15 protein-coding genes and 6 tRNA genes are annotated in these 25,361 nt (G+C 45.7%); 10 read left to right on the top strand and 11 right to left on the bottom strand.

Going from position 1 to position 25,361, the window contains the following annotated elements; translation table 11 throughout:
• Window positions 1-91 precede the first annotated feature (91 nt).
• The 5 genes from ACHA99_RS15880 to ACHA99_RS15860 all read left to right on the top strand — a co-directional run bounded on the left by ACHA99_RS15880 (window position 92) and on the right by ACHA99_RS15860 (window position 8,261).
• A complete protein-coding gene (locus ACHA99_RS15880) occupies window positions 92-367 on the top strand; it encodes an HU family DNA-binding protein (RefSeq protein ID WP_006086318.1) in 276 nt (91 codons plus the stop codon).
• A gap of 688 nt (window positions 368-1,055) precedes the next feature.
• A complete protein-coding gene (locus ACHA99_RS15875; RefSeq protein WP_263138238.1) occupies window positions 1,056-1,670 on the top strand; it encodes a MotA/TolQ/ExbB proton channel family protein in 615 nt (204 codons plus the stop codon).
• Window positions 1,667-2,005 (top strand): DUF2149 domain-containing protein, encoded by a 339-nt coding sequence (locus ACHA99_RS15870; protein ID WP_263138237.1) that lies wholly within the window; start codon window positions 1,667-1,669, stop codon window positions 2,003-2,005. Before ACHA99_RS15875 ends, ACHA99_RS15870 begins: the two co-directional genes overlap by 4 nt.
• A complete protein-coding gene (locus tag ACHA99_RS15865; protein WP_263265236.1) occupies window positions 1,992-5,948 on the top strand; it encodes a cobaltochelatase subunit CobN in 3,957 nt (1,318 codons plus the stop codon). Before ACHA99_RS15870 ends, ACHA99_RS15865 begins: the two co-directional genes overlap by 14 nt.
• Window positions 5,949-5,975: 27 nt before the next feature.
• Window positions 5,976-8,261, top strand: a complete 2,286-nt coding sequence (locus ACHA99_RS15860) for a TonB-dependent receptor (protein ID WP_263138235.1) — start codon at window positions 5,976-5,978, stop codon at window positions 8,259-8,261.
• Between the two features lie 99 nt (window positions 8,262-8,360).
• Here ACHA99_RS15860 and bioD read toward each other — a convergent pair whose 3' ends face one another.
• The 4 genes from bioD to bioB all read right to left on the bottom strand — a co-directional run bounded on the left by bioD (window position 8,361) and on the right by bioB (window position 12,732).
• Window positions 8,361-9,104 carry a dethiobiotin synthase gene (gene bioD / locus ACHA99_RS15855; RefSeq protein ID WP_263265235.1) on the bottom strand — a complete coding sequence of 248 codons (744 nt, stop codon included), beginning with the start codon at window positions 9,102-9,104 and terminating at the stop codon, window positions 8,361-8,363.
• A 166-nt stretch (window positions 9,105-9,270) separates the two neighbouring features.
• A complete protein-coding gene (locus tag ACHA99_RS15850) occupies window positions 9,271-10,230 on the bottom strand; it encodes a methyltransferase domain-containing protein (protein ID WP_393943772.1) in 960 nt (319 codons plus the stop codon).
• Between the two features lie 64 nt (window positions 10,231-10,294).
• A complete protein-coding gene (locus ACHA99_RS15845; RefSeq protein ID WP_393943770.1) occupies window positions 10,295-11,527 on the bottom strand; it encodes an aminotransferase class I/II-fold pyridoxal phosphate-dependent enzyme in 1,233 nt (410 codons plus the stop codon).
• A 152-nt stretch (window positions 11,528-11,679) separates the two neighbouring features.
• Window positions 11,680-12,732, bottom strand: coding sequence for a biotin synthase BioB (bioB, locus tag ACHA99_RS15840; protein ID WP_028760338.1), 1,053 nt, complete (start codon window positions 12,730-12,732; stop codon window positions 11,680-11,682).
• Window positions 12,733-12,854: 122 nt separating this feature from the next.
• On the opposite strand from bioB, the gene bioA reads away from it, so the two are divergent.
• On the top strand, window positions 12,855-14,210 hold the full coding sequence (gene bioA, locus ACHA99_RS15835; protein WP_393943768.1) for an adenosylmethionine--8-amino-7-oxononanoate transaminase: 1,356 nt from the start codon (window positions 12,855-12,857) through the stop codon (window positions 14,208-14,210).
• A gap of 379 nt (window positions 14,211-14,589) precedes the next feature.
• The gene (locus ACHA99_RS15830; protein WP_198572685.1) at window positions 14,590-16,191 is read left to right on the top strand and encodes a methyl-accepting chemotaxis protein; all 1,602 of its coding nucleotides are present in this window, start codon (window positions 14,590-14,592) and stop codon (window positions 16,189-16,191) included.
• 141 nt (window positions 16,192-16,332) lie between these two features.
• Here the strand turns inward: ACHA99_RS15830 and ACHA99_RS15825 are convergent, their stop codons facing one another.
• Window positions 16,333-19,773 carry a PAS domain-containing hybrid sensor histidine kinase/response regulator gene (locus ACHA99_RS15825; protein ID WP_198572684.1) on the bottom strand — a complete coding sequence of 1,147 codons (3,441 nt, stop codon included), beginning with the start codon at window positions 19,771-19,773 and terminating at the stop codon, window positions 16,333-16,335.
• Between the two features lie 174 nt (window positions 19,774-19,947).
• Between ACHA99_RS15825 and acs the strand changes: the two genes are divergently transcribed.
• From acs to ACHA99_RS15810, 3 genes are all read left to right on the top strand, one after another.
• The gene (gene acs, locus ACHA99_RS15820) at window positions 19,948-21,900 is read left to right on the top strand and encodes an acetate--CoA ligase (protein WP_198572683.1); all 1,953 of its coding nucleotides are present in this window, start codon (window positions 19,948-19,950) and stop codon (window positions 21,898-21,900) included.
• Between the two features lie 222 nt (window positions 21,901-22,122).
• Complete coding sequence (locus tag ACHA99_RS15815) at window positions 22,123-23,877, top strand: DEAD/DEAH box helicase (RefSeq protein ID WP_263196039.1); 1,755 nt, start codon at window positions 22,123-22,125, stop codon at window positions 23,875-23,877.
• A gap of 60 nt (window positions 23,878-23,937) precedes the next feature.
• Entirely contained in the window at window positions 23,938-24,198 is a 261-nt protein-coding gene (locus tag ACHA99_RS15810) for a GrxA family glutaredoxin (protein WP_028760344.1), read from the top strand.
• Between the two features lie 380 nt (window positions 24,199-24,578).
• Here ACHA99_RS15810 and ACHA99_RS15805 read toward each other — a convergent pair.
• The 6 genes from ACHA99_RS15805 to ACHA99_RS15780 form a co-directional block, all read right to left on the bottom strand.
• Window positions 24,579-24,654, bottom strand: a tRNA-Lys gene (locus tag ACHA99_RS15805).
• A 41-nt stretch (window positions 24,655-24,695) separates the two neighbouring features.
• A tRNA-Lys gene (locus tag ACHA99_RS15800) sits at window positions 24,696-24,783 on the bottom strand.
• A gap of 59 nt (window positions 24,784-24,842) precedes the next feature.
• A tRNA-Lys gene (locus ACHA99_RS15795) sits at window positions 24,843-24,918 on the bottom strand.
• A 37-nt stretch (window positions 24,919-24,955) separates the two neighbouring features.
• Window positions 24,956-25,047, bottom strand: a tRNA-Lys gene (locus tag ACHA99_RS15790).
• 37 nt (window positions 25,048-25,084) lie between these two features.
• Window positions 25,085-25,160, bottom strand: a tRNA-Lys gene (locus tag ACHA99_RS15785).
• Window positions 25,161-25,197: 37 nt separating this feature from the next.
• Window positions 25,198-25,273: transfer RNA gene (locus ACHA99_RS15780), tRNA-Lys, on the bottom strand.
• Between the last annotated feature and the right edge of the window lie 88 nt (window positions 25,274-25,361).

Raw genomic sequence — 25,361 nt, 5'->3', positions numbered from 1 at the left:
AACCGCGCTGAGCTTGCTATGGCTTTCAATCTCGGGACGAGCTTGTTATAACTCCCCTTCGATTGAACCTAAGCTGACTTCAGAGGTTTCTATGAACAAAGCACAACTTATCCAACGTATTGCCGCCGAGCTCAATGCATCGCAAGCGAGCACTAAACCTGTGGTTGAGCAGATACTGCAACAGATCCACGTCGCATTGAGCGAAGGCGAGAAAATTTTCCTGCCACAATTTGGCACCTTTGAACTCAGATACCATGTCGCTAAAACAGGGCGTAATCCACAAACGGGCGAAGCCATAGAAATCGACGGTTACAATCAGCCCAGCTTTAAAGCCTCAACCGCATTGAAGCAGCAAATCAATCGCTGATATCGCCTAAAACTCACCAGAACTTACCGTAATAAGGAAACAAAGCCCAATTCGTAACCTGATCGCTTGCAAAGAACGATCAATCACTGCGGACTTGGGCGTGAATTATTTAGAGGCTGTTTTCGTGTGTATCAATGGTTTTTCAGACTTTTAGCCCGCCGAAGGGAAACGGCTTATTTCCGCAGTTCTTAAGCCCGAAATTATGCTAAAACGGCTACAAACAACTTTAATGATAACGTAAAAAGAGGCAAAGAATACCTTGACAAAAACAGTATTTAATTAACTAAAGAATATTTCTCAGAGTAAATTCAAATCACCATAACTACGTGAGTTTTATTGTAGATTTTATCCCCAAATTAGTTACTTATATTACCAATCTAAAAAGCCATAATGATGCAAATCTGAGATGAATCACCAATGATTCTGTACAAAAATAATCCTACTGTATATTAATCCCTAGAAAATATTTAAATTATATTTAGGTAAATAATACTTTGAGTGTAATTTTTTTGTGATCGGCTAGGTAGTTTTAATCAATGCCTTAAGGAATAATGACGGCCATATCTAAGTGCGACATTTTTCTGTGACTCGAGTTACATTCAATTTTTTGACACCTATGTCCAACTCACTAATTCAGTATTCTTCACAAATAAATTAAGAGTACACCCTTTTTAATAAGGAAAAGCTAATGCAAATAATGGTTATGACTGAGGGATTTTTAGTTACGGTCGCCACCCTATGTTACTACCCAGTAAAACTCGGATTAGTCGCAATGGTACTCTACGTGGTTTTACTGGCCGGTAATCTACTCCGAGAATATCTAAATCGTAGGCAAGGTGAACACCCTCTGATTGAAACTTTCCGTCATAAATTAGGCCATGTCATCCAAGACACTCAACAAAAATATTTAGATCTAGAACTCGAAAAATTAATACAACAAACAGAACATTTAGCAAATACGAATATTGAACGTCTTCGTTTTATCGTACGTGCCGCACCAGGGATTGGACTGATGGGAACACTTATTCCTATGGGAATAGCGCTCGCTGCCCTTGCACAGGGGAATATGCCTGAAATGGCCGGAATGATGGTTAACGCATTTAATTCTGCCATTGTTGGATTAGGAACAGGCGTCATTGCTTTTGCGCTAGCGTTAGTCAAAGAACGCTGGATAAATAACGACAAGAATGAAATACGTTACCTTGCAGAACTAGCATCGATCGACCACACATCAATTTGTTCACAAACGCCCCTCACTTCAAATCCAATCAACGAAACGCATGCAATAGAGGGCTCACTATGAGTCTGAAATTTATGCGAAAGAACATGTTAACTTCACACCGTGAAGATATAGACCCCTTAGCAGGTATCGCTAACTTATTTGATGCCAGTATTGTTGTGATTGTCAGCATGATGATCGCACTCTTTACCACTTTTAATTTACTTGGGCTAATGGATGAAAAATCCCAAGTCACTATTACGACTAAAAATGCCCAAGGAGAAATGCAAATTGTCAGCAAACAAGGGGCTGAGATAAAAGTACAAAAAGTAACCAAAACGGAGTTGAGTGGTGAAGGTGTAAGGCTAGGTACAGCCTTTCAATTAGATGATGGCCGAGTGGTATATGTTCCAGACTAAATTTCATAGAACGTCATTCACCTTATTCCTTTGTGTATTTTTGCTATCAGTCACTCACCTTGCATGGGGTAAAACAACGCGTGTCAGTTTATTGCTGGGTGATAGTTCACTACGACAATCCACCTCAGTTGTAAAAGATATTTACTCAGAATTTGATGTAATGACGGATACTGATATTCGTATTTACTCGAGTACTAAGTTAAGCGAGCAAGATTTAAGTCATCTTCGCCAGTCAGATTTAATTATCATACAAACGATTGGAAGAAATCTAATAAACCATGTGCAACTCGATCTACAACAGGCTATGAAAAATGGTGCCAAAGTATATGCGTTTGGCTCTAGTATTAATGAAACCGATAAAAATGCTGGAATTATTGAGGATCCCCAAATCCAGCAGTATTTTGTTAATGCTGGAGCAAATAATATCCGTAATGGATTGCTTTACGCACTTAACCAAATAGGGATTAATCTGCCCTATCAGCCACCTGAAACTGTACCTGAAATAGGTTTATATCATGCAGGAACGGGGACTGTTTATGCTGATTTTGATCGTTTTAAGCAAGATTATCATCAATACAAACCTGGTAAACCTTGGATTGGATTCGTGGTTTATCAAAGTAATATTATTGCAGGCAGTACATCCCATATTGATGCAGTAATTAACGCTCTGGAGAGTCGGGACCTAAACGTGATGACGGTATTTGGTTATCCTGCACAGGTTCCCATCGAGCGCTATTTTTTCGACGACCAAGGCCATTCAAGGGTAGAAGTCATTATTGCTGCAAGCATAAAAATTGGCGTCACTCCAGAGATACTGACACCATTATTTGAACGCCTCAATGTTCCAGTGATTAATGCCATTTCATTGTTTTCAACATCAATCGAGGACTGGGAGGCTTCATCGGTTGGGATGGATATTACCGAACGCTCTTGGCAATTAGCCATGCCAGAAATGGCGGGGTTAATACAACCTACCGTATATGCTGCTAAACAGATGATACAAGATCCTCAATCTGGCATGACTTATATAGAAGAGCAGCCCATACCAGAACGCGTTGCCATGTTGGCAAACAGAGTCAAACGATGGGTAACCTTGCGTCAAAAACCTAATTCAGAAAAGCGCATTTTTCTGCAGTATTTTAATTTTCCTCCTGGACGAGACAATGTTGGCGCCGCATACCTTAATGTGTTGCCGCAAAGCATTTGGCAAGTGGTTAAACGCCTCGAGCAAGAAGGATATAACATCCAAAACCTTCCTAAGGAGCCTTCACTATTACGCCAAGATATTCTCAAATATGGTGCCAATATCCCCAGTTGGGAGCAATCACAAATTGATACTCTCGCCGTCTCAGGCGAGCCCGTACTTTTACCAATATCGACCTATCAACAGTGGTTTTTAGCATTGCCACAGTCAGCACAGGAAATGGTGACAAATACTTGGGGAAGTCCAGAAGAAAGTAACGCTATGACCTATAAAGACAGTGCAGGAATTGCATACTTTGTTTTACCTGTACGCCGCTATGGTAATGTCCTACTTGGACCACAGCCCTCCAGAGGAAAAACTGAAAATCCTGAAAAACTCTATCACGACCTAAAATTTCCACCATCACATCAATATATTGCGTTTTACCTTTGGCTCCACAAAGTCTTTAAAGCTGATGCGATGTTCCAATTTGGCACACACGGCACCCATGAGTGGCTGCCAGGCCGAGAGGCTGGTATGAATATCACAGATGCACCTGAATATCTCATTCGAGATCTGCCAAACTTTTATAGTTTTATCATGGATAATGCAGGAGAAGGTACAATTGCAATGCGTCGTGGTATGGGCATTATGATCACCCATTTAACCCCACCCATGGATCGCACCTCCTTAAACCCTGAACTACAAACCCTGAAAGGACTGATCGAAAGTTACCAGCGCGCGCGGCAACAAAACCCACAATTAGCAGAATCACAGATTAAAGAAATTGAGCTACAGGCAGAAAAACTCGGGATTTTACAAGATTTGGGTAAAGCCCCCACTGCAATTGATGCAAAGGCATCAACTTTAATCACTCAGGATAATGAGTCATCCCATCAACTCATTGAGGATATTCATCATTATCTTGAAGAAATTTCAGACCGTATTAATCCGATGGGACTGCACAGCTTTGGTGTCTCTCCAACTGCTGACCAAATCCAAAAAACAGCGCAAGCGATTCTATCAATTGAACCCACTTTAGATAAACAGCAGTACAAACAACGCATAGAACAATTATCTTCAGCCATTTCAGCTAGCGCTAAACAAGAACTCGATGCTCTTATTGCTGGTTTTTCAGGCCAGTACATTCCAGCAGGCGTAGGGGGGGATCCACTGCGTAATCCAGATGCGTTACCCACTGGACACAATTTTTACTCCTTTGACCCACGCCGAATTCCAGCTAAATCAACCTATGAAATAGGTAAAAAGCTCGCAAATCAGCTCATTGAGGACTATCGACAACGCCATAACGAATACCCTAAAAAGTTAACCTTTACCCTTTGGGGCGTTGAAACTATGCGTAATGAAGGAGTTCAAGAAGCGCAGATCATGTATTTGCTCGGCATACGCCCTAGCTACGATGAAAGAGGTATAGTGCGTGGCGTTGAAGCCATACCGCGTGAAGAATTAGGCAGACCTCGAATTGATGTCACTGTGATCCCATCCGGATTACATCGGGATCTCTTTGCTAATGTGGTTACCCTGCTAGATCAAGCATTTACTCTTGCCCAAGCACAGGATGAGCAGGATAACCAACTACGTATCAATACGATAAAAACACAAGCTATGCTTGAAGCCAAAGGAGTTGAAACCACCTTAGCCACCAGAATGGCCGCGGTTAGGCTATTTTCCGTTCCCTCTGGAGCCTATGGCACAAACTTGGAAAGCGCGATAGATCGTTCTGATACTTGGGATAACGAGCAGACGCTGACAGAGATGTACTTTAATCGAATGAGCCATCTCTATGGACAAGGCTTTTGGGGAGAATCTGGAGATACGGCTGAAACAGGTAAATCCTCCCAAGTTGGGCAAATGCTACTCAAAAATGCCTTATCGGGAACCGCCATCACTGTTCATGCTCGCTCAAGTCATGTATTTCAAGTCCTTGATGGTGATGATCCCTTTGCATCCTTTGGTGGTGTATCCATGGCCGTCAGAGCCGTAGATGGCACAAGTCCAGAGGTGATGATAAGTAACCTTGCTGATCCAAATCAAGCCCAACAAGAAACCCTAGAACGATTTATGGGACGCGAATTACGCTCTCGCTACCTTAATCCTGAATGGATAAAAGCAATGCAAACAGAGGGCTATGCTGGCGCTAAGTTCATTAATAGTGTGATTCAGAATATGTGGGGATGGCAGGTCACAGTGCCAGAAGCTGTCGATGCAAGTAAATGGAATGATATGTACCAAACCTATGTACAGGATCGCTATCAATTAGACATGGAAGAGTTTTTCCGTGAATCTGAAAATTTAGGGGCATACAAAATGATGATGTCCCGCATGCTTGAAGCCGTTCGAAAAGGTTATTGGCAAGCCGATGCTGAAACCGTTAAAGATCTGAGTGAGCGCATCACCAAGCTGGCAGAAGAACAAGGTGTTCTTTGTGATAGCCAAGGATGTGAAGATCCCATTTTAGAAAAACTGATCCAGGCAAAATTAGTGTCAGCCCCTAAATTAACGCCACAGCCAATGATGCCTGCGCCACCAATGCAGTCAAGCAAAGCATCACCTGAAGCGCTCAAAAAGCCGAATGAGGCAACAAAAGCCATCCAAGGATATGCAATCGAAGAAGTCAATTTGACGCATCCAACTGAACAGCAAAGTACCTCAGTTTGGCTACATTGGCTTAGCTACCTGTTGTTGTGCTTAGCCTTTATCTTTGGTTTCAACCGATACCCTAAAATAATGACCCCTTAAAAATTATAATATTTCAAGGAGATATTAATGTATCAAGGCCACATAGCTCATATTCCTTATCCTTTAACTGTACTAGCACTCTTTCTTGCTTCTGCGGGTATACAAGCACAAGCATCAACCCCAAAAGAGACCGATGAAATGGAGATCATCGTAGTTTCAGCAACACGTACTGCACAGGATATTAAATCCTCCCCTTCCGCCATCAATGTGATCACGGAAGAAGATATCCAAGGAATGACACTCTTTACCATTGATGAAGCCTTAGGAAAAACCGCAGGTGTAATGGACCGACGTACTAAAGGATTTATGGAAACCACTCCGTCACTCACGATACGGGGATTAAGTAATGCACGGGATACATTAGTGTTAGTCGATGGTGTTCCCCAAAATGATTCCCGCAATGGGCAAGTCAACTGGACGATGATCGACAGTGAAAATGTGCAGCAAATTGAAGTTGTACGCGGACCATTTTCTAGCCTTTATGGAGGCAACGCCATAGGCGGTGTCGTCAATATTTTTACCAAAGTCCCCGACGAAAACAGTTTTTCAATGAAGCTGGGGATAGGTGGTTCAGCTGATAGTATCGCCCCTGAAAATTTTCACGATCAAGCCTTACAAGGTACCTTAAAAATACTGGATTCCGTCGCATTAGGCGCAAACTACCGCAAGCGTGAAACCGATGGTTATCCAACGACCCACGTTAATGCTTCAGATGCTGTTATTGATAAACTTCCCGAAGGCGTTACAGGTTGGCTCCCCTACACAACCAACATCGGTGGAAAAAGTAATCTTATTGGTGATATGGGGGATAACTGGTTCAATGATGAAACCTACGGCCTTCGATTAACTTACACCCCATCAGATGATACTCGTCTAAACCTTAGCTACGCTAACTCAGACTCAGTATATGGTTATGATCAGCCCCATAGCCTACTACGCACCACCGAAGTCACAGAATCAGGCAAGGTCGATAGCATTCCAACCTATGGCAATATCCCCATGACTACTTGGCTAAATGGCGCATTGTTTGCTCGGGGGGGGAGTACAACACAAACTAATACAGGATTGAATTTGAGTACAAGCTGGGATCAAATCAATTTACACATCTCAGCTGGGCATATTAGTAAAGAGACTACGACAATTATTGCAGGACTCACAACCGCCAGTGCCGGACATGCACCTATGAATCCGGTCACCTTTGAGGGTGGAGATGGTCGGCTAGCACCTGCAACTGAAAGCACCAGAAAAAGCATTGATGTTCAGCTAGATATGCCCCTAGGCGATAACCATACACTAGTGCTCGGGGTTGCGACAAACGAAGGTGATGTCACTGAAGAGCGTTGGAGCTTAAGCAATTGGACAGACCCAACGTCCAAAGTATTTATGTCTGCGGACACCACAGCCAAAGACCAAATACGTTCTTTTTATATCCAAGATGCTTGGCAACTGAATAATGAGTTCACTGTCTATATCGGTGCCAGACAAGATTGGTGGGAAATGCGCGGTGGAGAATCTCACTCCTACACTCAAGCAGGTGGAACGGGCAGTATTACCTATGACAAGGTAACAGACTCCCCTATCAGTCCTAAAATATCAATGGTTTATAAACCCAGTACCGATACCAGTTACCGCGCCTCTCTAGGCAAAGCTTTTCGAGCGCCCAATTTGTACGAGTTTTTTGGTACCGCAAGTCTAGGAGGAAATATCTATGTCGGTAACCCTGATTTAAAACCAGAGACATTGGTGTCATGGGAGTTGGGTGTTGACCACAGTTTTCAAAATAATATCAATGCGATAGCGACGATTTACCGTTCCGAGATTAATGATCGAATTGCAACTCAAACGGTTGATGGTATCAGTATGCCTCAAAACGTCGCAGAGGCAGAAATTCAAGGAATCGAGTTAGAACTCAAAGGCACATGGCACTACGGTTTAGGTTGGTCAGCCAACTACACTTATACGGACAGTGAAGTCACCCAAGACCCCAATCTGAATGTTGTCGGTAAAGCACTCCCCCATACCCCAAAAAATATGTACAACTTGAACCTGAATTGGCGCCAAGGCAGTTGGTATATTACTGCAAATCATAGCTATCAAAGTAAGAGATTTACGAATGTAACCAATACTGATGTCGTGACTCATGTGCCAGGTTCAACAGACTCTTTTATGTTAACCGATGTAAAAACCACTTATTTTGTTTCCGACAACATCACAGCTTCATTAGGGATCAATAATTTATTCAATGAACAATACAACCAGTTTTATCTCAGTCCGGGACGTTTTTGGTTTGCAGAATTACGGCTAAGTTATTAGGCTTATCTTAATTTTCATACTGTTAGCAAAAGGTCAGGTATGACCTTTTGCTAAATACAACTCGCATAACACTAACAGCAACATGCCAAGCCACTCCCGTTAATGAGCTTCAGGGATAACCCGTTTTAGTAATGCTTCACAATGTAAAAAATTCGCGGCATTATCAGCCGAGGGATCCTCGAGAAATGGCACACAACCGAGGAAAGGTGCCGTCATCATCTCTTTAAGGCTCGTCAGATTCTCCTCAAACATACTCATATTCGGGTCGACACGATTAGCAACCCAGCCTGCAATCTTAAGCCCATCGGCCAATATCGCCTCTTGAGTCAGCAATGCATGATTTAAGCAGCCAAGTTTCATGCCAACCACGAGGATCACTGGCAGTTCTAATCTCTGTACGACTTCCGAAAGATACCTGCCATCACCTAAGGGTAAACGCCAGCCTCCCGCGCCCTCAATCAAGCAAAAATCCGCTTGAGCAAATGCCACTAAATCTAAACTTTCAATAATAGCTTCAGGCGCTAAACTCACGCCCACTTGGGCGGCGGCAATGTGCGGTGCAATCGCAGGTTCGAAGGAAAAAGGATTGATGAGTGGATAAACCAATTTTAACGATGATGACGTCATCAGCTGTAACGCATCGGCATTACGCAATCCTTCAGAGGTTTGCGCGCAGCCCGAGGCGATGGGCTTAACACCTAAAGTCAACATAGTGTTAGCCGCAAGAATACTCACAGCAGAGTCAGCATTGGCTATGAGCCCTAAACGATTCACAGCGGTTAATAATGCCGCCGAAACCAAAGTCTTACCGCTATCGGTATCTGTACCTGTTACAAAATACATATTAGATCCTTATCTGTTGCTATGAGTTGTGCTTTGTTAAGCCCACTCTCCATAAGCTAAATGTCCATATAGCTAACGATCTCTATACGTAATGTTAAAAATCCAACGTTTTCTAGATATTAGTGCTAATTGATAATGCCATGACTAAAGGCATAATATGTAAACTTTAAAATCTGCGCCGAGCCCGTATTTGAACTATCTGGTAAGTTAAAGGCAAACCTTGGGGTAAACGTAGCGATTCGGCTTTGGCCTGCATGGCCTGCCAATCTTGACGACCACGCAGCCGTGGAGTGAATTCTGAAGCACTCATTGTTGAACCTGAAACCCGAGTTGTTGAACTGGCGACATGTACAGAAGCCCCCACACCTTTAATTGAATAGAGTAGTGCCTTAAGAGTGTCAAAATACACTGTCATAGGGACGAGTTGCACTTCAAGTAATTCCCATGTATCGAGTTTAAATGCAGCCTTGAGTGCTTGCATCGTCAAAAAGTCATTCACTCTTAACCCTAATTCAGCTAATTGATTCAAACTCCCCTGCGCTACTAGGCTCAAATGACACTCGCCGTTAGGCTTAAGTACCCGCGCTATTTCGGCTACCGCAGCGGGAAAATCAGCACACCATTGCAGGGCTAGATTAGAGTAAATAACATCCATGCAGCCATTGGTAAAAGGTAAACACTGCGCATCGGCACATACGCCGTGATAATCGGGATAAGACTGTTTTAGCTTTTGTAGCATGCCAAGGGCAATATCCACGGCAAATACTGTTGTGGATGAATTTTGCGTAGAGAGATCCGCTGGTTGAGACACACTGTGATACCCAGAAAAATCCGTGCCAGGGCCTGCCCCTATGTCTAACAGATAACCTGCTGCCGAAAACTCACTGAGTAAACTGGCAGCGCTCAGGCGTTGTAATTGATTATGATCTTGGTAACTATGGGCCGCTGCGGAAAAACGTTCAGCAATTTGAGTCCCGTGCACATTGGACACAGTCCCCGCGAGAACGCCCCCATAAGAAACGCCCGCATTAAGCTCACTCAGCTTAAGATCGCAAGCTATAAACTTGTTTGACTCATGAGCAGACTCACTACAGCTTGGATCACTAGACTTTATCAGGCTTGGCATTTTAACTAACACTCAACCATAAAAACTTAACATTCAATAAAATAACGCGATCTATAGGGTACATTTATCTGTACTCATCGGCAGATTCTCGTTCACTGACAAGCGGGATACCAACACGACTGAGCACTTGGGCTAATTGCTCAACACAAGCAGCAATATCTTCAGGGCTATGGGTCGCCGTTAAGGTAATGCGTAACCGCGCCGACCCTACAGGCACCGTCGGCGGGCGAATCGCCCCAACCCAAATGCCCGCGGCTCTTAACGCTTCGGCGACTTGCAAGGTTTGCTGCGCATCGCCAATGATCAACGGCTGAATTGCGGTATCCGAACCTAAAAGGGGCACGGCAGCATCGAGGCATAACTGTTTGAATAGCGAAATATTCTCAAGCAGCTTTTGCTGTAACTCAGGATGTGCAGTGCAGTACCGAGTCGCGGCTAACGCTAATGCGGCATTGGCGGGCGATAAGGCGGTTGAATAAATATATTCGCGGGCATTACTGACCAAAAAGTCGATCAGCGCCTGACTCCCCAAAACCGCTGCGCCTTGGCAACCTAATGCCTTACCAAAGGTCACCACTTGCACATCGATAAGCTTGGCGGCTTTATCTCTTACATCACTATTTTGATAGCCATCGAGCACCGCAAAACCATGGGCATCATCAACAATCAACCAAGTATTCTGTTGACGACAAAGCGCCGATAACTGCGTGATCGGCGCACAATCCCCGTCCATGCTAAACACGCTTTCTGTGATTAACGCCGATGCGTGATTTCGAGTCAGAAGCCGCTCAGCGCTCTCAAGCGAATTGTGTAAAAAACGTTTAAGCTGCGCGCCACTATCTTGTAAACCATCAATAATTGAGGCGTGCACAAGTTTATCGGCAATCACAGTATCTTGCTGATCAAACAAGGTTTTCATTAACGCCGTATTGGCACTAAAGCCCGAGCAGAATAGTAATCCCGCTTCATGCCCAGTTAAGGCGCAGAGTTCACGTTCAAGTGTGACATGCGCATCACTGTACCCTGTCACTAAGGGCGATGCGCCGCTACCCACACCGTAGGTCTGCGCTCCAAGGTGCAGCGCTTCAACCAACTCAGGAACGCGGGATAAGCCTAAATAATCATTACAGCTAAAATTAACATAGGATCGCCCTTCGAACACAAAGCGTGGACTCGAAGTGGGTGCGTTAACATCAAAGCTGTGATCAACACTCAGCATTTTACGTTGTCGTAATAAACCTTGCTCACGTAAGGCTTGCTGACGGGCGGCAATTTTCATCTCGAGCAGAGAACTCATCGATTTAGCCTCAAGAATGATTGTCTTAAAAATGCTTGCTTGAAAAATGGAGTGCAGCCAATAAAGCTATCGGCCGCAATCAAAATAGGCTGCAGCCAACAAGGTTTACAGGCTATTCGACCTGTTTGTCGGACAACATGCACTCAGTGATATTACAAAGCACCCGCGTCATAGAATTGTGCCGATGACTTATCTTGATAGGCCGCCGCTTTTGCTAAGACAGCACTTTCTTCTTCCAGTTTTGCCGCTGCGCCCTGCTCGGGACGTAAGCCTAAACGTCGAAATAGCCCCATATCATCGCTTTCTTCTGGGTTTGGTGTGGTCAGCAATTTACAACCATAGAAAATCGAGTTAGCGCCAGCAAAGAAACACATGGCCTGCAGCTCATCACTCATATTTTCGCGGCCTGCCGATAACCGTACGCGGGAAAGCGGCATTAAGATACGCGCCACGGCGATAGTGCGCACAAATTCGAGTGGATCGAGGTCGTCAAGCTTCTCAAACGGCGTACCGGCCACTTTGACTAACATATTGATTGGTACTGAATCAGGATGCTGCGGTAAATTAGCCAGCTGTTGTAGTAAGCCTGCGCGATCCGTCGCCTTTTCACCCATGCCGACAATCCCGCCCGAGCACACTTTCATGCCAGAAGCACGCACATGTGTCAGTGTATCTAAACGATTTTGATAGGTACGTGTCGTGATCACATCGCCGTAATATTCAGGCGAAGTATCTAAATTATGGTTGTAATAATCTAAGCCAGCACTGGCTAAATCGTTCGCTTGATCTTCAGAAAGCATGCCGAGCGTCATACAGGTTTCCATACCTAAGGCTTTAACTTCTTGCACCATTTGTTTAAGGTACGGCATGTCTTTTTCTTTTGGATTACGCCAAGCAGCGCCCATGCAGAAACGAGAGGCACCCGCAGCTTTAGCACTGCGTGCCTCGGTCAGCACAGTTTCCATTGCCAGCAAACGCTCTTTCTCTAGACCTGTGTCATAGCGAGCACTCTGCGGGCAATATTTACAATCCTCAGGGCAAGCACCGGTTTTAATCGATAATAAACGGCTAATTTGCACTTCATTAGGATCGTATACCTCACGGTGAATACTGTGTGCTTTAAATAATAAGTCATTCATCGGCAGCGCAAATAAGGCTTCGATTTCTTCCCGCTTCCAATCATGACGAACTTGCAACTGCGACATTGAACACCCTTTTTATTCTGTTTTTTATCTTGGCTAGGATAACCTCAGCCCTTAAACTGTCAACGCCAACCAGTGAACCCAGTTTACTAATGGCTACTTTATCACCAAAAAAGTGAGCGTTTATGCGCAATTTACTCGATTTTGACTTTGATAGCACCCATATTTGGCATCCTTACACCTCAATGACCCGATCTCTTCCTGTTTTTGGTGTACACAGCGCCAAAGGCTGCGAGCTTGAACTCGTCGATGGCCGCAAGCTGGTCGATGGCACTAGCTCGTGGTGGGCCTGTGTGCACGGCTATGCACATCCCGAGATATTAACCGCGATGGAAAAACAGTTGCATCAACTGAGCCATGTGATGTTTGGCGGTATCACCCATGAACCCGCCATTGAACTGTGTAAAAAACTTATCGCTATGACCTGCAAACCGCTAACAAAGGTCTTTTTGTGCGACTCTGGATCTATCTCAGTCGAAGTGGCAATTAAAATGGCGCTGCAATATTGGCAAGGTCAGAGTCGGCAAGGGCGAAGTGTACATGGAGAAGAGCGACCGCTAAAACAACGCATTCTTACCGTTAAGAAGGGTTACCACGGCGATACCTTTGCCGCGATGAGCGTATGCGATCCAGAAGGCGGCATGCACACTATGTTTGGCGATGCAGTAACCAAGCAATCATTTGTGCCCGCGCCACAAACCGCCTTTGGCGAAGCCTTACAAGCCGATGATTTAACCGCAATGCGTGACATATTAAGCATTAATCACAATGATATTGCCGCAGTGATTATAGAGCCGATAATGCAAGGCGCTGGCGGTATGCGTTTCTACAGCGCAGATTATTTAGCGGGTCTTCGTGCCCTATGTGATGAATTTGATGTCCTGCTGATCTTAGATGAGATTGCCACTGGCTTTGGTCGAACAGGCAAGCTTTTTGCCTATGAACACGCCCATATTACCCCTGATATCTTATGTTTAGGCAAAGCGCTGACGGGCGGTTATATCAGCCTAGCGGCAACGCTATGTACCGATAAAGTTGCCCAAGGCATAAGCCAATCTCCCGCGGGCGTGTTTATGCATGGCCCTACTTTTATGGGTAACCCGCTAGCCTGCGCCGCGGCGTGTGCAAGCTTAGACATAATTAACCGTAATGAATGGCAAGCGCAAGTGGCCGCTATCGAGCAGCAAATGCGCTTAGAACTTAAGGATGCGATTGATTTGCCGAGCGTAAAAGACGTGCGCGTGCTCGGCGCGGTGGGCGTGTTAGAGATGCACGAACCCGTCAATACCGCAGAGTTACAGCAGCAATTTGTCGATTTAGGCGTCTGGGTGCGCCCCTTCGCCAACCTTATCTATATCATGCCGCCCTATATCATTAGCTCAGCACAATTAAGCCAACTCACCAGCGCGATGAAGCAAGTCGCAGCAGGTATTAGCGCGGTATCAAAAAGTCTTGAGCCGCAGCTTATCAGCCACGGTTGATGCTTTAACGCTTGACCATCTTTTAGTTTAACGCTCTTTCAACTCAATAAGCCTTTAACGTCGAATAAACGAACCCCTGCGCACTGTGCGCTAGGGGTTCGAACTGCCTGGCTTATATCAGACTCAGCAGCCCTTCCCTTGTTCGAATCTCGCATCCTCTCGATAGATAAACGCGCTAAGGTTGCAATTGCAATATTGCTCACAATTTCCATTAAAACTCTGTAATTTAGTGCATTTATTTAATCCGCCAACTGGAAATTTTATCAAAGCCAACGATGCTTATATCACTCACTTTACACAACATATCTTTCGCCAAAAGCTGACAACAACTTGAGCAGAGGGAATGGCTTAAATCGCTACACAAAGAAAAGGAGAGCATATGTTCAAACTCGCTGACATCCCCGTTAATCGAAAACTCGCACTACAGCTCATTATCGCCCTCGCAGGTGCCTTAATTTTACTCACTATTTCCGTCACAGCCCTAAAGCACAACCTGATGGCAGAGCGTGAAGCACGACTTAATGCCGTATTGTCCCTCGCCAGCACCCGTATCCAAGCGTTGTCGCAATCGCTCCCCCTAGAGCAAGCACAGCAAGCCGCTAAAGACATGTTGAACGACATGCGTTTTGATGGTGATAACTACTTGTTTGTGATTGATGAATCGAGGCACGTTATCGTTCATCCCATCAAAAAAGAACTGGTTGGCCAACAAATGGGTAATCGAGGCGAAGAGAATTATTGGTTCGAAATGGTCGAACTCGGCCGTGATGGCAAACAAGGATTAGTCGAATACCGCTGGACGACAGCGAATGGCAAATCAGCGCAAAAAATCTCACTTGTCATGGGATTTAAACCTTGGGGCTGGATCTTAGGCTCAGGTATGTTACTCCAAGATATCGAAGCCACCATTTGGAATGAATACCTCACCATGGGAGGCATTACATTTGTCATTATTGTTCTTATGGCTTGGCTAGGTTATGCCATTAGCCGCTCTATTACTCAGCCATTGGATGATGTGAATCTGGCTATGCTCGCCATCACAAAAGGTGATTTAACGACTCAGCTAAAAATCTATGGTAAAGATGAACTTGGCATCTTAGCCCACAATATAAACCAAAGCATAGACTCCATTCGTAGCACTTTACTTCAAGCGAGTCATAGCGCTGACAATGTTGCACAGGCCTCGGCTCGGATCGCCTCAACTGCAGAGGAAACTAATCAAGCGGTAAATAATCAGCGGGATCAACTCGCCCAACTTGCCACCGCCATGAATGAAATGAGCGCCACTATCGCCGATGTCGCGAATAATGCGGAGAGCACAGCCAAAGATACCAAAGAAGCCACTTGGGAAGCAGGCCTTGGCGACCAAGATGTTCACGCCAGCGTAGATGGTATTCATGCTCTTGCCAAAGAAGTGGAGCAAGCGACGGATCAAGTAAATATGCTTAAAGAGGAAGTCATGCAGATCAGCGAGGTCACCTCAGTGATCAGCGCTATTTCAGACCAAACCAACTTGCTGGCACTGAATGCGGCCATTGAAGCCGCCCGCGCTGGCGAGCAAGGGCGAGGGTTCGCTGTAGTCGCCGATGAAGTGAGGCAACTTGCCAGTCGCACTAGGCAATCGACCGAAGAAATTCAAAACACGATTTCATTATTGCAACAACGGGCCGTGAGCGCCGCTAAGGCAATGGATGCAAGCCGAGCTTTGGCAGAAAACAGTGTGAGTCAATCGGCAAAAGCGGGGAAGGATTTATCGCTTATTGTTGCTCATATAAAACATGTGAGTGACATGGCAACCCATATCGCCACCGCCGCAGAAGAACAAAGTGTGGTCGCAGAAGACATGAACAGAAACGTGTGCGGGATTAATAACTCAGCGCTCGAAGTCTCTGAATCGGCAACTTATTTGGCTCAAGAAAGTGAAAGTTTGGCCGAATTATCACTGAATTTAAACAATAAACTGGCCATATTCAAACTCTAGTCATGTATTTAGTTACACCCACAAACCTGTGTCAAACCGTTTAGCCAAGATAAGCCGCATAAAAAATTACGCGATTATCTTGGCATTTCGTTAAACGTACCGACGTCACTAAACTCATGTTACCGAACACGTATACCAAGCTTATTTTACCAAGCTAGAAATCAAGGCACGTAGCGCGGCAGGTTTTATCATTTTCGCCATATAGTGATAGCCGCGGCGTTGCACATCTTCCACCAGCTCTTTGCGGGTATTGGCGGTAATCAAAATGCCGGGTAAATCTTTGCCATACAGGGCACGAATACCGTCCATCGCATCGACGCCATTTTGGCCATCATCTAAATGGTAATCCGCGAGCACAATATCAGGCGCGACGCCTTTCAGTCCTAGTTTAATGCGTGCATCAGATAAATCTTTTGCACAGATAACCTCACACTGCCAGCGGCTTAATAAGCTTTCTAATCCAGCTAAAATGGCCTCTTCGTTGTCGATACACAACACTTTGATACCCGATAACGGCTGCAGCAGCGACGGTAACGCCTTCACTTGTGGCTGACGCACAGTTTCTCCAAGCGGCACACAAATGGAGAAGACCGAGCCGCGCCCTAAATGGGACGAAACCTGAATACCGTGTTCTAACACTTTACTAATGCGATCAGCAATCGCCAGACCTAAGCCCAAGCCGCTAACATTGTTGCTCTTAGGATTATTCAACCGCTTAAATTCTTTGAAAATTTCTTGGGTTTCTTTTTCATCAATACCACAACCCGTGTCTAACACTTGGATTTCAAGGTAATGACCTCGATGACGACAACCAAATAACACTCTGCCACCGCGAGCATAACGGTAGGCATTGGTTAAAAAGTTTTGTAATACTCTGCGCAGTAACGAAGGATCAGAATTAACGGTTGCGCTGCATGGGACCATCTTAAAACGAATTTGGTTATCCGCCGCCATCGCTTCAAATTCAACGGATAAGCCATTGATCAGTTCTGAAATCGCAAAGTCACGGCGATTGACATCCACCATACCTGAGTCGAGTTTAGAAATATCCAATAGGTCGGTGAGCAACTCGCCGGCAATTTTTAGCGAGCTATTCACATGGGATAAGGTGGTTCTGGCCTCACGATCTAGATTGGGATACTGAGATAACGACGCAGTAAACAGCCGCGCGGCATTAAGCGGTTGCATTAAATCATGGCCAACAGCAGCCAAGAAGCGACTCTTAGAGGCGTTGGCGATTTCTTCCTGCGCTTTAGCCTCGAGTAACTCACTGTTCAACATGGCTAATTCATAGGTTCGCTCATTAACGCGGCTTTCTAAGGTTTCATTGGCTTCGAGCAGCGCGCGCTCCTGTTCGCGATACTGAGTAATGTCGGTAAAGGTCATCACAAAGCCGCCATCTGGCATAGGATTGCCTTGAATTTTAATCACTTTACCGTCCCTGCGATGGCGCTCAGAAGTGTGCGGTGTGCCATTACGCATATGCTGCACCCGCTGCTCAACCTGCTGTTCTATTTCCCCTTCACCACAATAACCCCGCGCCGCATTAAAGCGGATCACTTCACTGATGGGCATGCCCTGCTGCAAAAATCCATCGGGATATTGATACAGCTCCACATATTTGTAATTCCATGCCACGAGATTGAGATCGTTATCGATAACACTCATGCCTTCATAGGCGTGCTCAATCGCGCCGCGCAACATGTCTTGACTGAGCATAATCTTCGATGAGGCTTCATCGACCAGACTAAAGACTTCATCCAGCGCTAAATCGCGCCCTTGCAGCACGGAATCCATCACTAGCGCTGCGCTTGAAGCGCCGAGTACGCCCGCCAATAAACGTTCAGTGTGGGAAATCAACTCCGGCGGCGCCGCTTTATGCCAACTATCACTTTTTACCGCATCAATCGAGAAACGGCTAAAGCTCTCGTAGGCGCGTGTTGGGCTAACGAAGCGACTCGCCAGTATCAGTAAATCTTGCTGTGAAATCGGACCATTTTTCTTATTAGCGCTGTTTTTCAATTTGCCAGGGCTCACAAAAGCACTGGCCTGAATACGCTCAGCCACACCGGCTCTAAACCAAATAGAACCCAAAATATAACAGGCGATATTGGCAAAAAGAGCCGTCAGCGCATCACGCACATTGGGCGTTATTGCATCTAGCAGGCCTTTCTCGCTCGCGACACTAGACAAGAACGCCGATGAACTTTGCACATCGGTCATGCCCTGCAACATGATGTAGAACCACAGCGAAAAGCCCACGCCGAGTCCTAAAAATACCCCAGCACGATTGCCGTGTTTCCAATAGAGTCCACCGACTAAAGCTGGCGCAAGTTGGGCAAAAGCCCCAAAAGACAACATGCCTAAATGGGACAAGGAATCACTGTCTGATAATGCCAAATAGCTGCCATAGCCTAAGCCAAGAATAATCACGATCGCCAAGCGGCGGGCATTAAGTAACAGGTGCGAGAACTGACTGAAGTTTTTCTCGCGGATATGGCCTGTGCGCAGCATCACTGGCACCAGCCATTCGTTACTTACCATCACACTGATAGTCACCACCGCCACTATCACCATGCCAGTTGCCGCCGAAAGTGTGCCAAGTAATGCAATCACCGCCAGCAAAGGTTGATCTAACGCCAGCGGTAAATTAATCACATAGGTATCGGCCGACACTGAATCGCCGAGGATGATCTTCCCCGCCAAGGCGAGCGGTCCAACGAATAAACCAAAAAGTGCTAAATAAATGGGAAACAGCCAACGCCCTTTTGACAACACGGACTCATCGGCGCATTCCACCACCATTACATGGAACTGCCTTGGCATACATAAAAAGGCCGCCATTCCGACGAGTAACTCAGGCATTAAAGCTTCAATACGTGGATTGGGATAATTAATTAGTGACTGCGCATTGGCCTGCTGCCAAATATCCCCAAAACCATCGAACACTCCGAAACTGATGACGATGCCGACCAACAAAAATGCGGCAAGTTTCACCAGAGACTCAAAGGCAATCGCGAGCATCATGCCGGGATTATGCTCGGTCGCATCGAGTTTGCGAGTACCAAATAAAATGGCAAATATGGCTAACAGCGAAGTGATCAGTAACGGAATCGTCACGCCATCGAGGGGATCGTCAGCGGGTTGAAACAAATTAAGACTGAACACCATCGCCTTAAGCTGCAGGGCGATATAGGGCATGATGCCAAACAAGGCAATTAAGGTGACTAAGGCGGCTAAGGTTTGAGATTTGCCATAACGGGCGGCAATAAAGTCGGCCACGGAAGTGATATTTTGCGCCTTAGACACTAATACCATCTTGCGTAACATGCCAAAACCTAAAGTAAAAATCAGAATAGGGCCGATAAAAATCGGTAAGAAAGACCAAAAATCCTTAGCCGATTGCCCAACTGTGCCTAAAAAACTCCACGAGGAGCAATAAACCGCTAAGCTCAGACCATAGATAACGACCTGAAGCTTTTTAGTGATCTGAGTAAACCAACGCTCCGCCCCCCAAGCCAATAGGAATAAAAGCGAGACATAACAGACGGCAATAACAGCAACGACTAAGGTTAAATTCATACTTTGCTCTTTTTTCTGATTATTGTGCGATAAAACCTGTCTAAAATCTAGCCGAATTTTTAATGCAACAGACTAAATATAAAGGAAAATTTAACACTAGACCAAGGTCTAATGGAGTTGCCGCCCCCTTGCATACCATACTCAGTCCACGCAATTTTTCAAAAGGGAAGCCCTATGAGCTCGCAGTCTCTCTACAAAGTCTCCGGCAATATCGCTGCCAATGCACTTGTAAACAACGATAAATATAAAACAATGTACCAAGAGTCGATTGTCAATCCTGAAGGTTTCTGGAGAGAACACGGCAAGCGTATTGATTGGATAAAACCCTATACCAAAATTAAAAAAACCTCTTTTGATGACCATAACTTATCGATCAATTGGTTTTACGATGGCACCCTGAATGCTTCTGCCAACTGTTTAGATCGTCATTTAGCCGAACACAGTGATCGCGTGGCGATTATTTGGGAAGGCGATAACGCCAGCGAACAACGCAAAATCACCTACGGTGAATTACATGCAGATGTGTGTAAGTTTGCCAACGCACTGCGCAGCCAAGGCGTGCGCCGCGGGGATATAGTCACAATTTACATGCCTATGGTGCCAGAAGCAGCAGTGGCTATGCTTGCCTGTGCCCGTATCGGCGCTGTGCACTCTGTGGTCTTCGGTGGTTTCTCGCCGGATTCAATCGCCTCTCGCGTGATTGACGGTAAATCCAAAGTCATCATTACCTCCGATGAAGGTATGCGCGGTGGCCGTGCTATTCCATTGAAGCGCAACATAGATGATGCCTTAAAGCACCCTGATGTCACTACGGTTGAAAAAGTCATCGTACTTAAACGCACAGGTGGCAAAGTAGATTGGGTAGAAAGCCGTGATGTGTGGTGGCATTCACTGATGGAAACCGCATCAGAGCACTGCCAACCAGAAGAAATGGACGCCGAAGCACCATTATTCTTGCTTTATACCTCAGGTTCAACTGGGAATCCCAAGGGCGTATTGCACACCACTGGCGGCTACATGGTTTATGCGTCTATGACCCATGAATATGTGTTCGACTACAAAGCGGGTGAAGTGTACTGGTGTACCGCGGATGTGGGTTGGATCACTGGCCACTCTTACATGGTTTACGGCCCGCTCGCCAATGGTGCGACTGTGCTTATCCATGAAGGTGTGCCGAATCATCCAAGTCCTGCCCGTTTAGGCGAAATGATTGACCGCCATAAAGTGAACATTCTATATACAGCGCCAACCTTAATTCGCGCGCTGATGGCCGAAGGTAAGCAACACTTCGATAAGTTCGATGGTAGCAGCTTGAGGATCATGGGCTCGGTAGGTGAACCTATCAACCCAGAGGCATGGCGTTGGTACCATGAGGTGATAGGTCATGAGCATTGCCCTATCGTCGATACTTGGTGGCAAACTGAAACCGGCGGTATTTTGATCACGCCACTGCCAGGCGCGACCGACACTAAACCTGGCTCAGCGACCCGTCCGTTCTTTGGCGTTCAACCCGCCTTAGTGGATAACATGGGGAATATTTTAGAAGGTGAGAACGAAGGTAACTTAGTGTTACTCGATTCTTGGCCGGGCCAAATGCGTACTGTGTATGGCGACCACGAACGATTTGTACTGACCTACTTTAAAACCTTCCGCGGCATGTATTTTACCGGTGACGGTGCACGCCGCGATGAAGATGGCTACTACTGGATCACTGGCCGCGTTGATGACGTAATCAACGTATCCGGCCACAGATTAGGTACGGCAGAGGTCGAAAGTGCGCTGGTATCACATGAACTGGTTGCAGAAGCTGCAGTAGTTGGCTACCCACATGATATTAAAGGCCAAGGTATTTATGCGTACGTCACGCTAACCCGTGGTACTGAAGAAACCGAAGAGCTACGTCAAGAGCTGCGTCAATGGGTTCGTAAAGAAATTGGTGCGCTAGCCACCCCAGATCTCATCCAATGGGCGACGGGCTTACCTAAAACACGTTCAGGCAAGATTATGCGCCGCTTCCTGCGTAAGATTGCCGCTAACGAAGTGACCAACTTAGGGGATGCATCAACCTTGGCCGATCCAGCTGTGATCGAGACCTTGATTGAATCACGCTTAAATCGTACTGAGTAATATCCGAGTTAAGAATAACGTCCACAACGCTTAGTCTATGCCCAATAGGCTAAGCGTAACCTGAACCTCCCTTTTTAAACCTCAGGTTAAAAGTGAACCCTGTTGAGAGAGTGTGTGTGATTGCTCCTTTCTCTAGCTTGCCCCTCCAACCAGGGGCATTTTTTTTGCCTGTTATGTTAAGCTTGCAGCCTCACTTTTATTCAGCATAGATTTTTTATCAGCGTGTCAGTCAAACTCAGAGACTATCAACAGCAAGCGGTTAATGCCGCCATCGCCCATTTTAGGCAAAGCCAAGCTTCCGCCGTACTCGTATTACCCACAGGCGCCGGCAAAAGCATAGTGATCGCCGAACTGGCACGCATCGCCAAAGGCAGAGTCTTAGTGCTCACCCATGTGAAAGAATTAGTTGCACAAAATGCCGAGAAAGTCGGCCTCCTCACCGCACAAGCCAGTATCTATGCGGCGGGACTCAATCAAAAAGCCACAGAGGGGAAAACCGTCGTCGCCAGTATTCAATCGGCGGCGCGGGGGTTAACCCAGTTCGATCAGCCGTTCTCGTTAGTCATTATTGATGAATGCCACAGAGTCAGCCTAGAAAAAACCAGCCAATATCAGCAAGTACTCAACCATTTACGCACGAAAAATCCTCAATTAAGATTGCTCGGTCTCACCGCCACCCCCTATCGCCTTGGCACTGGCTGGATTTATCAGCAACACTATCACGGCAAAGTGGGATCTCCCGAACATGCCGTATTCGAACATTGTGTGTTCGAGCTGCCCATCAGGCCGCTCATTAAGCAAGGTTACCTCACAGCGCCAACCCTATTTGATGGCCTAAGTGCCCAGTATGACTTCAGCCAACTCAAAGCAAACGAGAATGGCGAATATGCCGAAGCCGAGGTTAACGATTTACTGGGACATTACGGCCGCGCGACCACTGCGATTGTGAAACAGCTCATTGAACTGAGCCAACATAGAAAAGGCATTATCATTTTTGCGGCAACGGTGCGCCACGCTAATGAGATTTTTGGCCTACTCAACCAAGCTCACGCAGCGCAGAGCGCCATTATCACGGCACAAACGCACGACAATGAACGTGACGCGACGATTGAACGCTTTAAAGCCCAAGAGCTTAAGTTTTTAGTCAACGTGGCTGTGTTGACGACAGGCTTCGACGCGCCCCATGTGGATTTGATTGCAATTTTGCGCCCGACAGCCTCAGTCAGTCTGTTTCAACAAATGATCGGCCGTGGATTGCGAATCGCTGAAGGCAAAAAAGATTGTCTTATCATCGACTATGCAGCCAATGGTTATGACTTGTATTTCCCCGAGGTCGGCCAAGCGAAACCCAACAGTAAATCGGTACCCGTGCAGGTGCATTGCCCTGTATGCGATTTTGCCAATATATTCTGGGGACTCACGGACGACGATGGCGACATTATCGAACACTTTGGTCGCCGCTGTCAGGGCATAGTCGAACAGCAAGGTAAAAAGCTGCAGTGCGACTTTCGATTTAGATCTAAATCTTGCCCTGATTGCGGTGAAGAGAATGACATTGCCGCACGCATTTGCCAGCACTGCCAATCGACCCTCATCGATCCCGATAAACGCCTACGCCAAGTGCTCAGCCAGCAGCACCATCATTTATTCCGCTGCCAGCATATGAGCCTCATCGACGATGACGGCAATCTGAAAGTGCAGTACCTCGATATCGACGGTAATGAATTCAATCGCCGCTTTAAATTGCAAACGCCGGCCCAGTGGCGAGCCTTATATGCCTTATTCATCTTTCCCCATAGCCGTACACCGGGATTAAAACCGAAAAAGTACACTAAGGTGACAGAGTTAATCAGCGACGCGGATAAATTCCGCATGCCCGATCTCTTGCTGCTGAAGAAACATAAAAAAGGCTGGGATCTGCTCGAAAGCTATTTTGATTATCAAGGTCGCTATCAAACTGAAAATAAACGTGGCTGACATTATCAATTCACTTAGGCCTATGGTATAAAACGACTAAAGTAATCCTAAGGAGCTATTATGTTCGTTGTTATTTTTGGCCGTCCAGGCTGTCCTTATTGCGTTCGTGCTGTGCAATTATCTGAGCAACTCGTTGAAAAACGTGATGACTTTAAGTTCAGATATGTCGATATCCATGCAGAAGGCATCTCTAAAGCAGATTTAGAAAAAACTGTCGGTAAGCCAGTTGAAACAGTACCGCAGATTTTTGTCGATGAGAAGCACATCGGTGGGTGCACAGATTTCGAGCAATATGTTCGTGAAAACAATCTGTTAGATTAAGCGCTATAGATATGTGATCCGCTTAATGCAAAAGGAGACCTAAGGTCTCCTTTTTAGTCTTTATCACAACCCAGTGGGATTAGAGCTTTCCATAAGATAGTGCTCGGTACATAAAACTGCCTAGAAAGCCCCCCTGAATCCAGAGCACCGTTGTCATCATCACTGCACATAATGTCAGCTTTAATATAATCACCAAACTCAAGATACGTTTCTTTTTAAAGATGCCGCATTAGTCGAACTTGCTAATGCCAATAATTATGTTAGAAAATATTTTGCAGTGGAATAAGTAAAACGAAGGTATTAAATTCGGTACTCAGTATTGGAGTTTAACGAGGGACATTCAGGGGGAAATTCGAGAGAGATACAGCTGAAAAAATAAGTGGTGGGTCGTGAAGGATTCGAACCTTCGACCAATTGGTTAAAAGCCAACTGCTCTACCGACTGAGCTAACGACCCATCGAGGTATAACGCTGATTTATGCACTTTCAGTAAAGTGTAGTGCCGTGGAGGATTAGAACCATTCGACTGATTGGTTAAAAGCCAACTGCCCTAGCTTTATAAAAAAAGCGACTGAGCTAACGACTCATCTAAGTATTGCGATAAAACGATTCACTTAGTGTGGCATTCATAATGCAGATAATAAGTGGTGGGTCGTGAAGGATTCGAACCTTCGACCAATTGGTTAAAAGCCAACTGCTCTACCGACTGAGCTAACGACCCATCTAGTGTTGCACTGATTTATGCACTTTCAGTAAAGTGGTGTGTCATTAAGGATTAGAACCATTCGACTGATTGGTTAAAAGCCAACTGCCCTCGCTTTATAAAAAAAAGCGACTGAGCTAACGACCCATCTGGTGTTGCACTGATTTATACACTTTCAGTAAAGTGGTGGGTCGTGAAGGATTCGAACCTTCGACCAATTGGTTAAAAGCCAACTGCTCTACCGACTGAGCTAACGACCCATCTGGTGTTGCGCTGATTTATACACTTTCAGTAAAGTGGTGGGTCGTGAAGGATTCGAACCTTCGACCAATTGGTTAAAAGCCAACTGCTCTACCGACTGAGCTAACGACCCATCGAGGTATAACGCTGATTTATGCACTTTCAGTAAAGTGGTGGGTCGTGAAGGATTCGAACCTTCGACCAATTGGTTAAAAGCCAAC

The organism is Shewanella sp. S23-S33 (genome assembly GCF_043359565.1).
Lineage (GTDB): Bacteria > Pseudomonadota > Gammaproteobacteria > Enterobacterales > Shewanellaceae > Shewanella > Shewanella oncorhynchi.
This window is presented reverse-complemented; position numbering and strand designations above follow the sequence as displayed.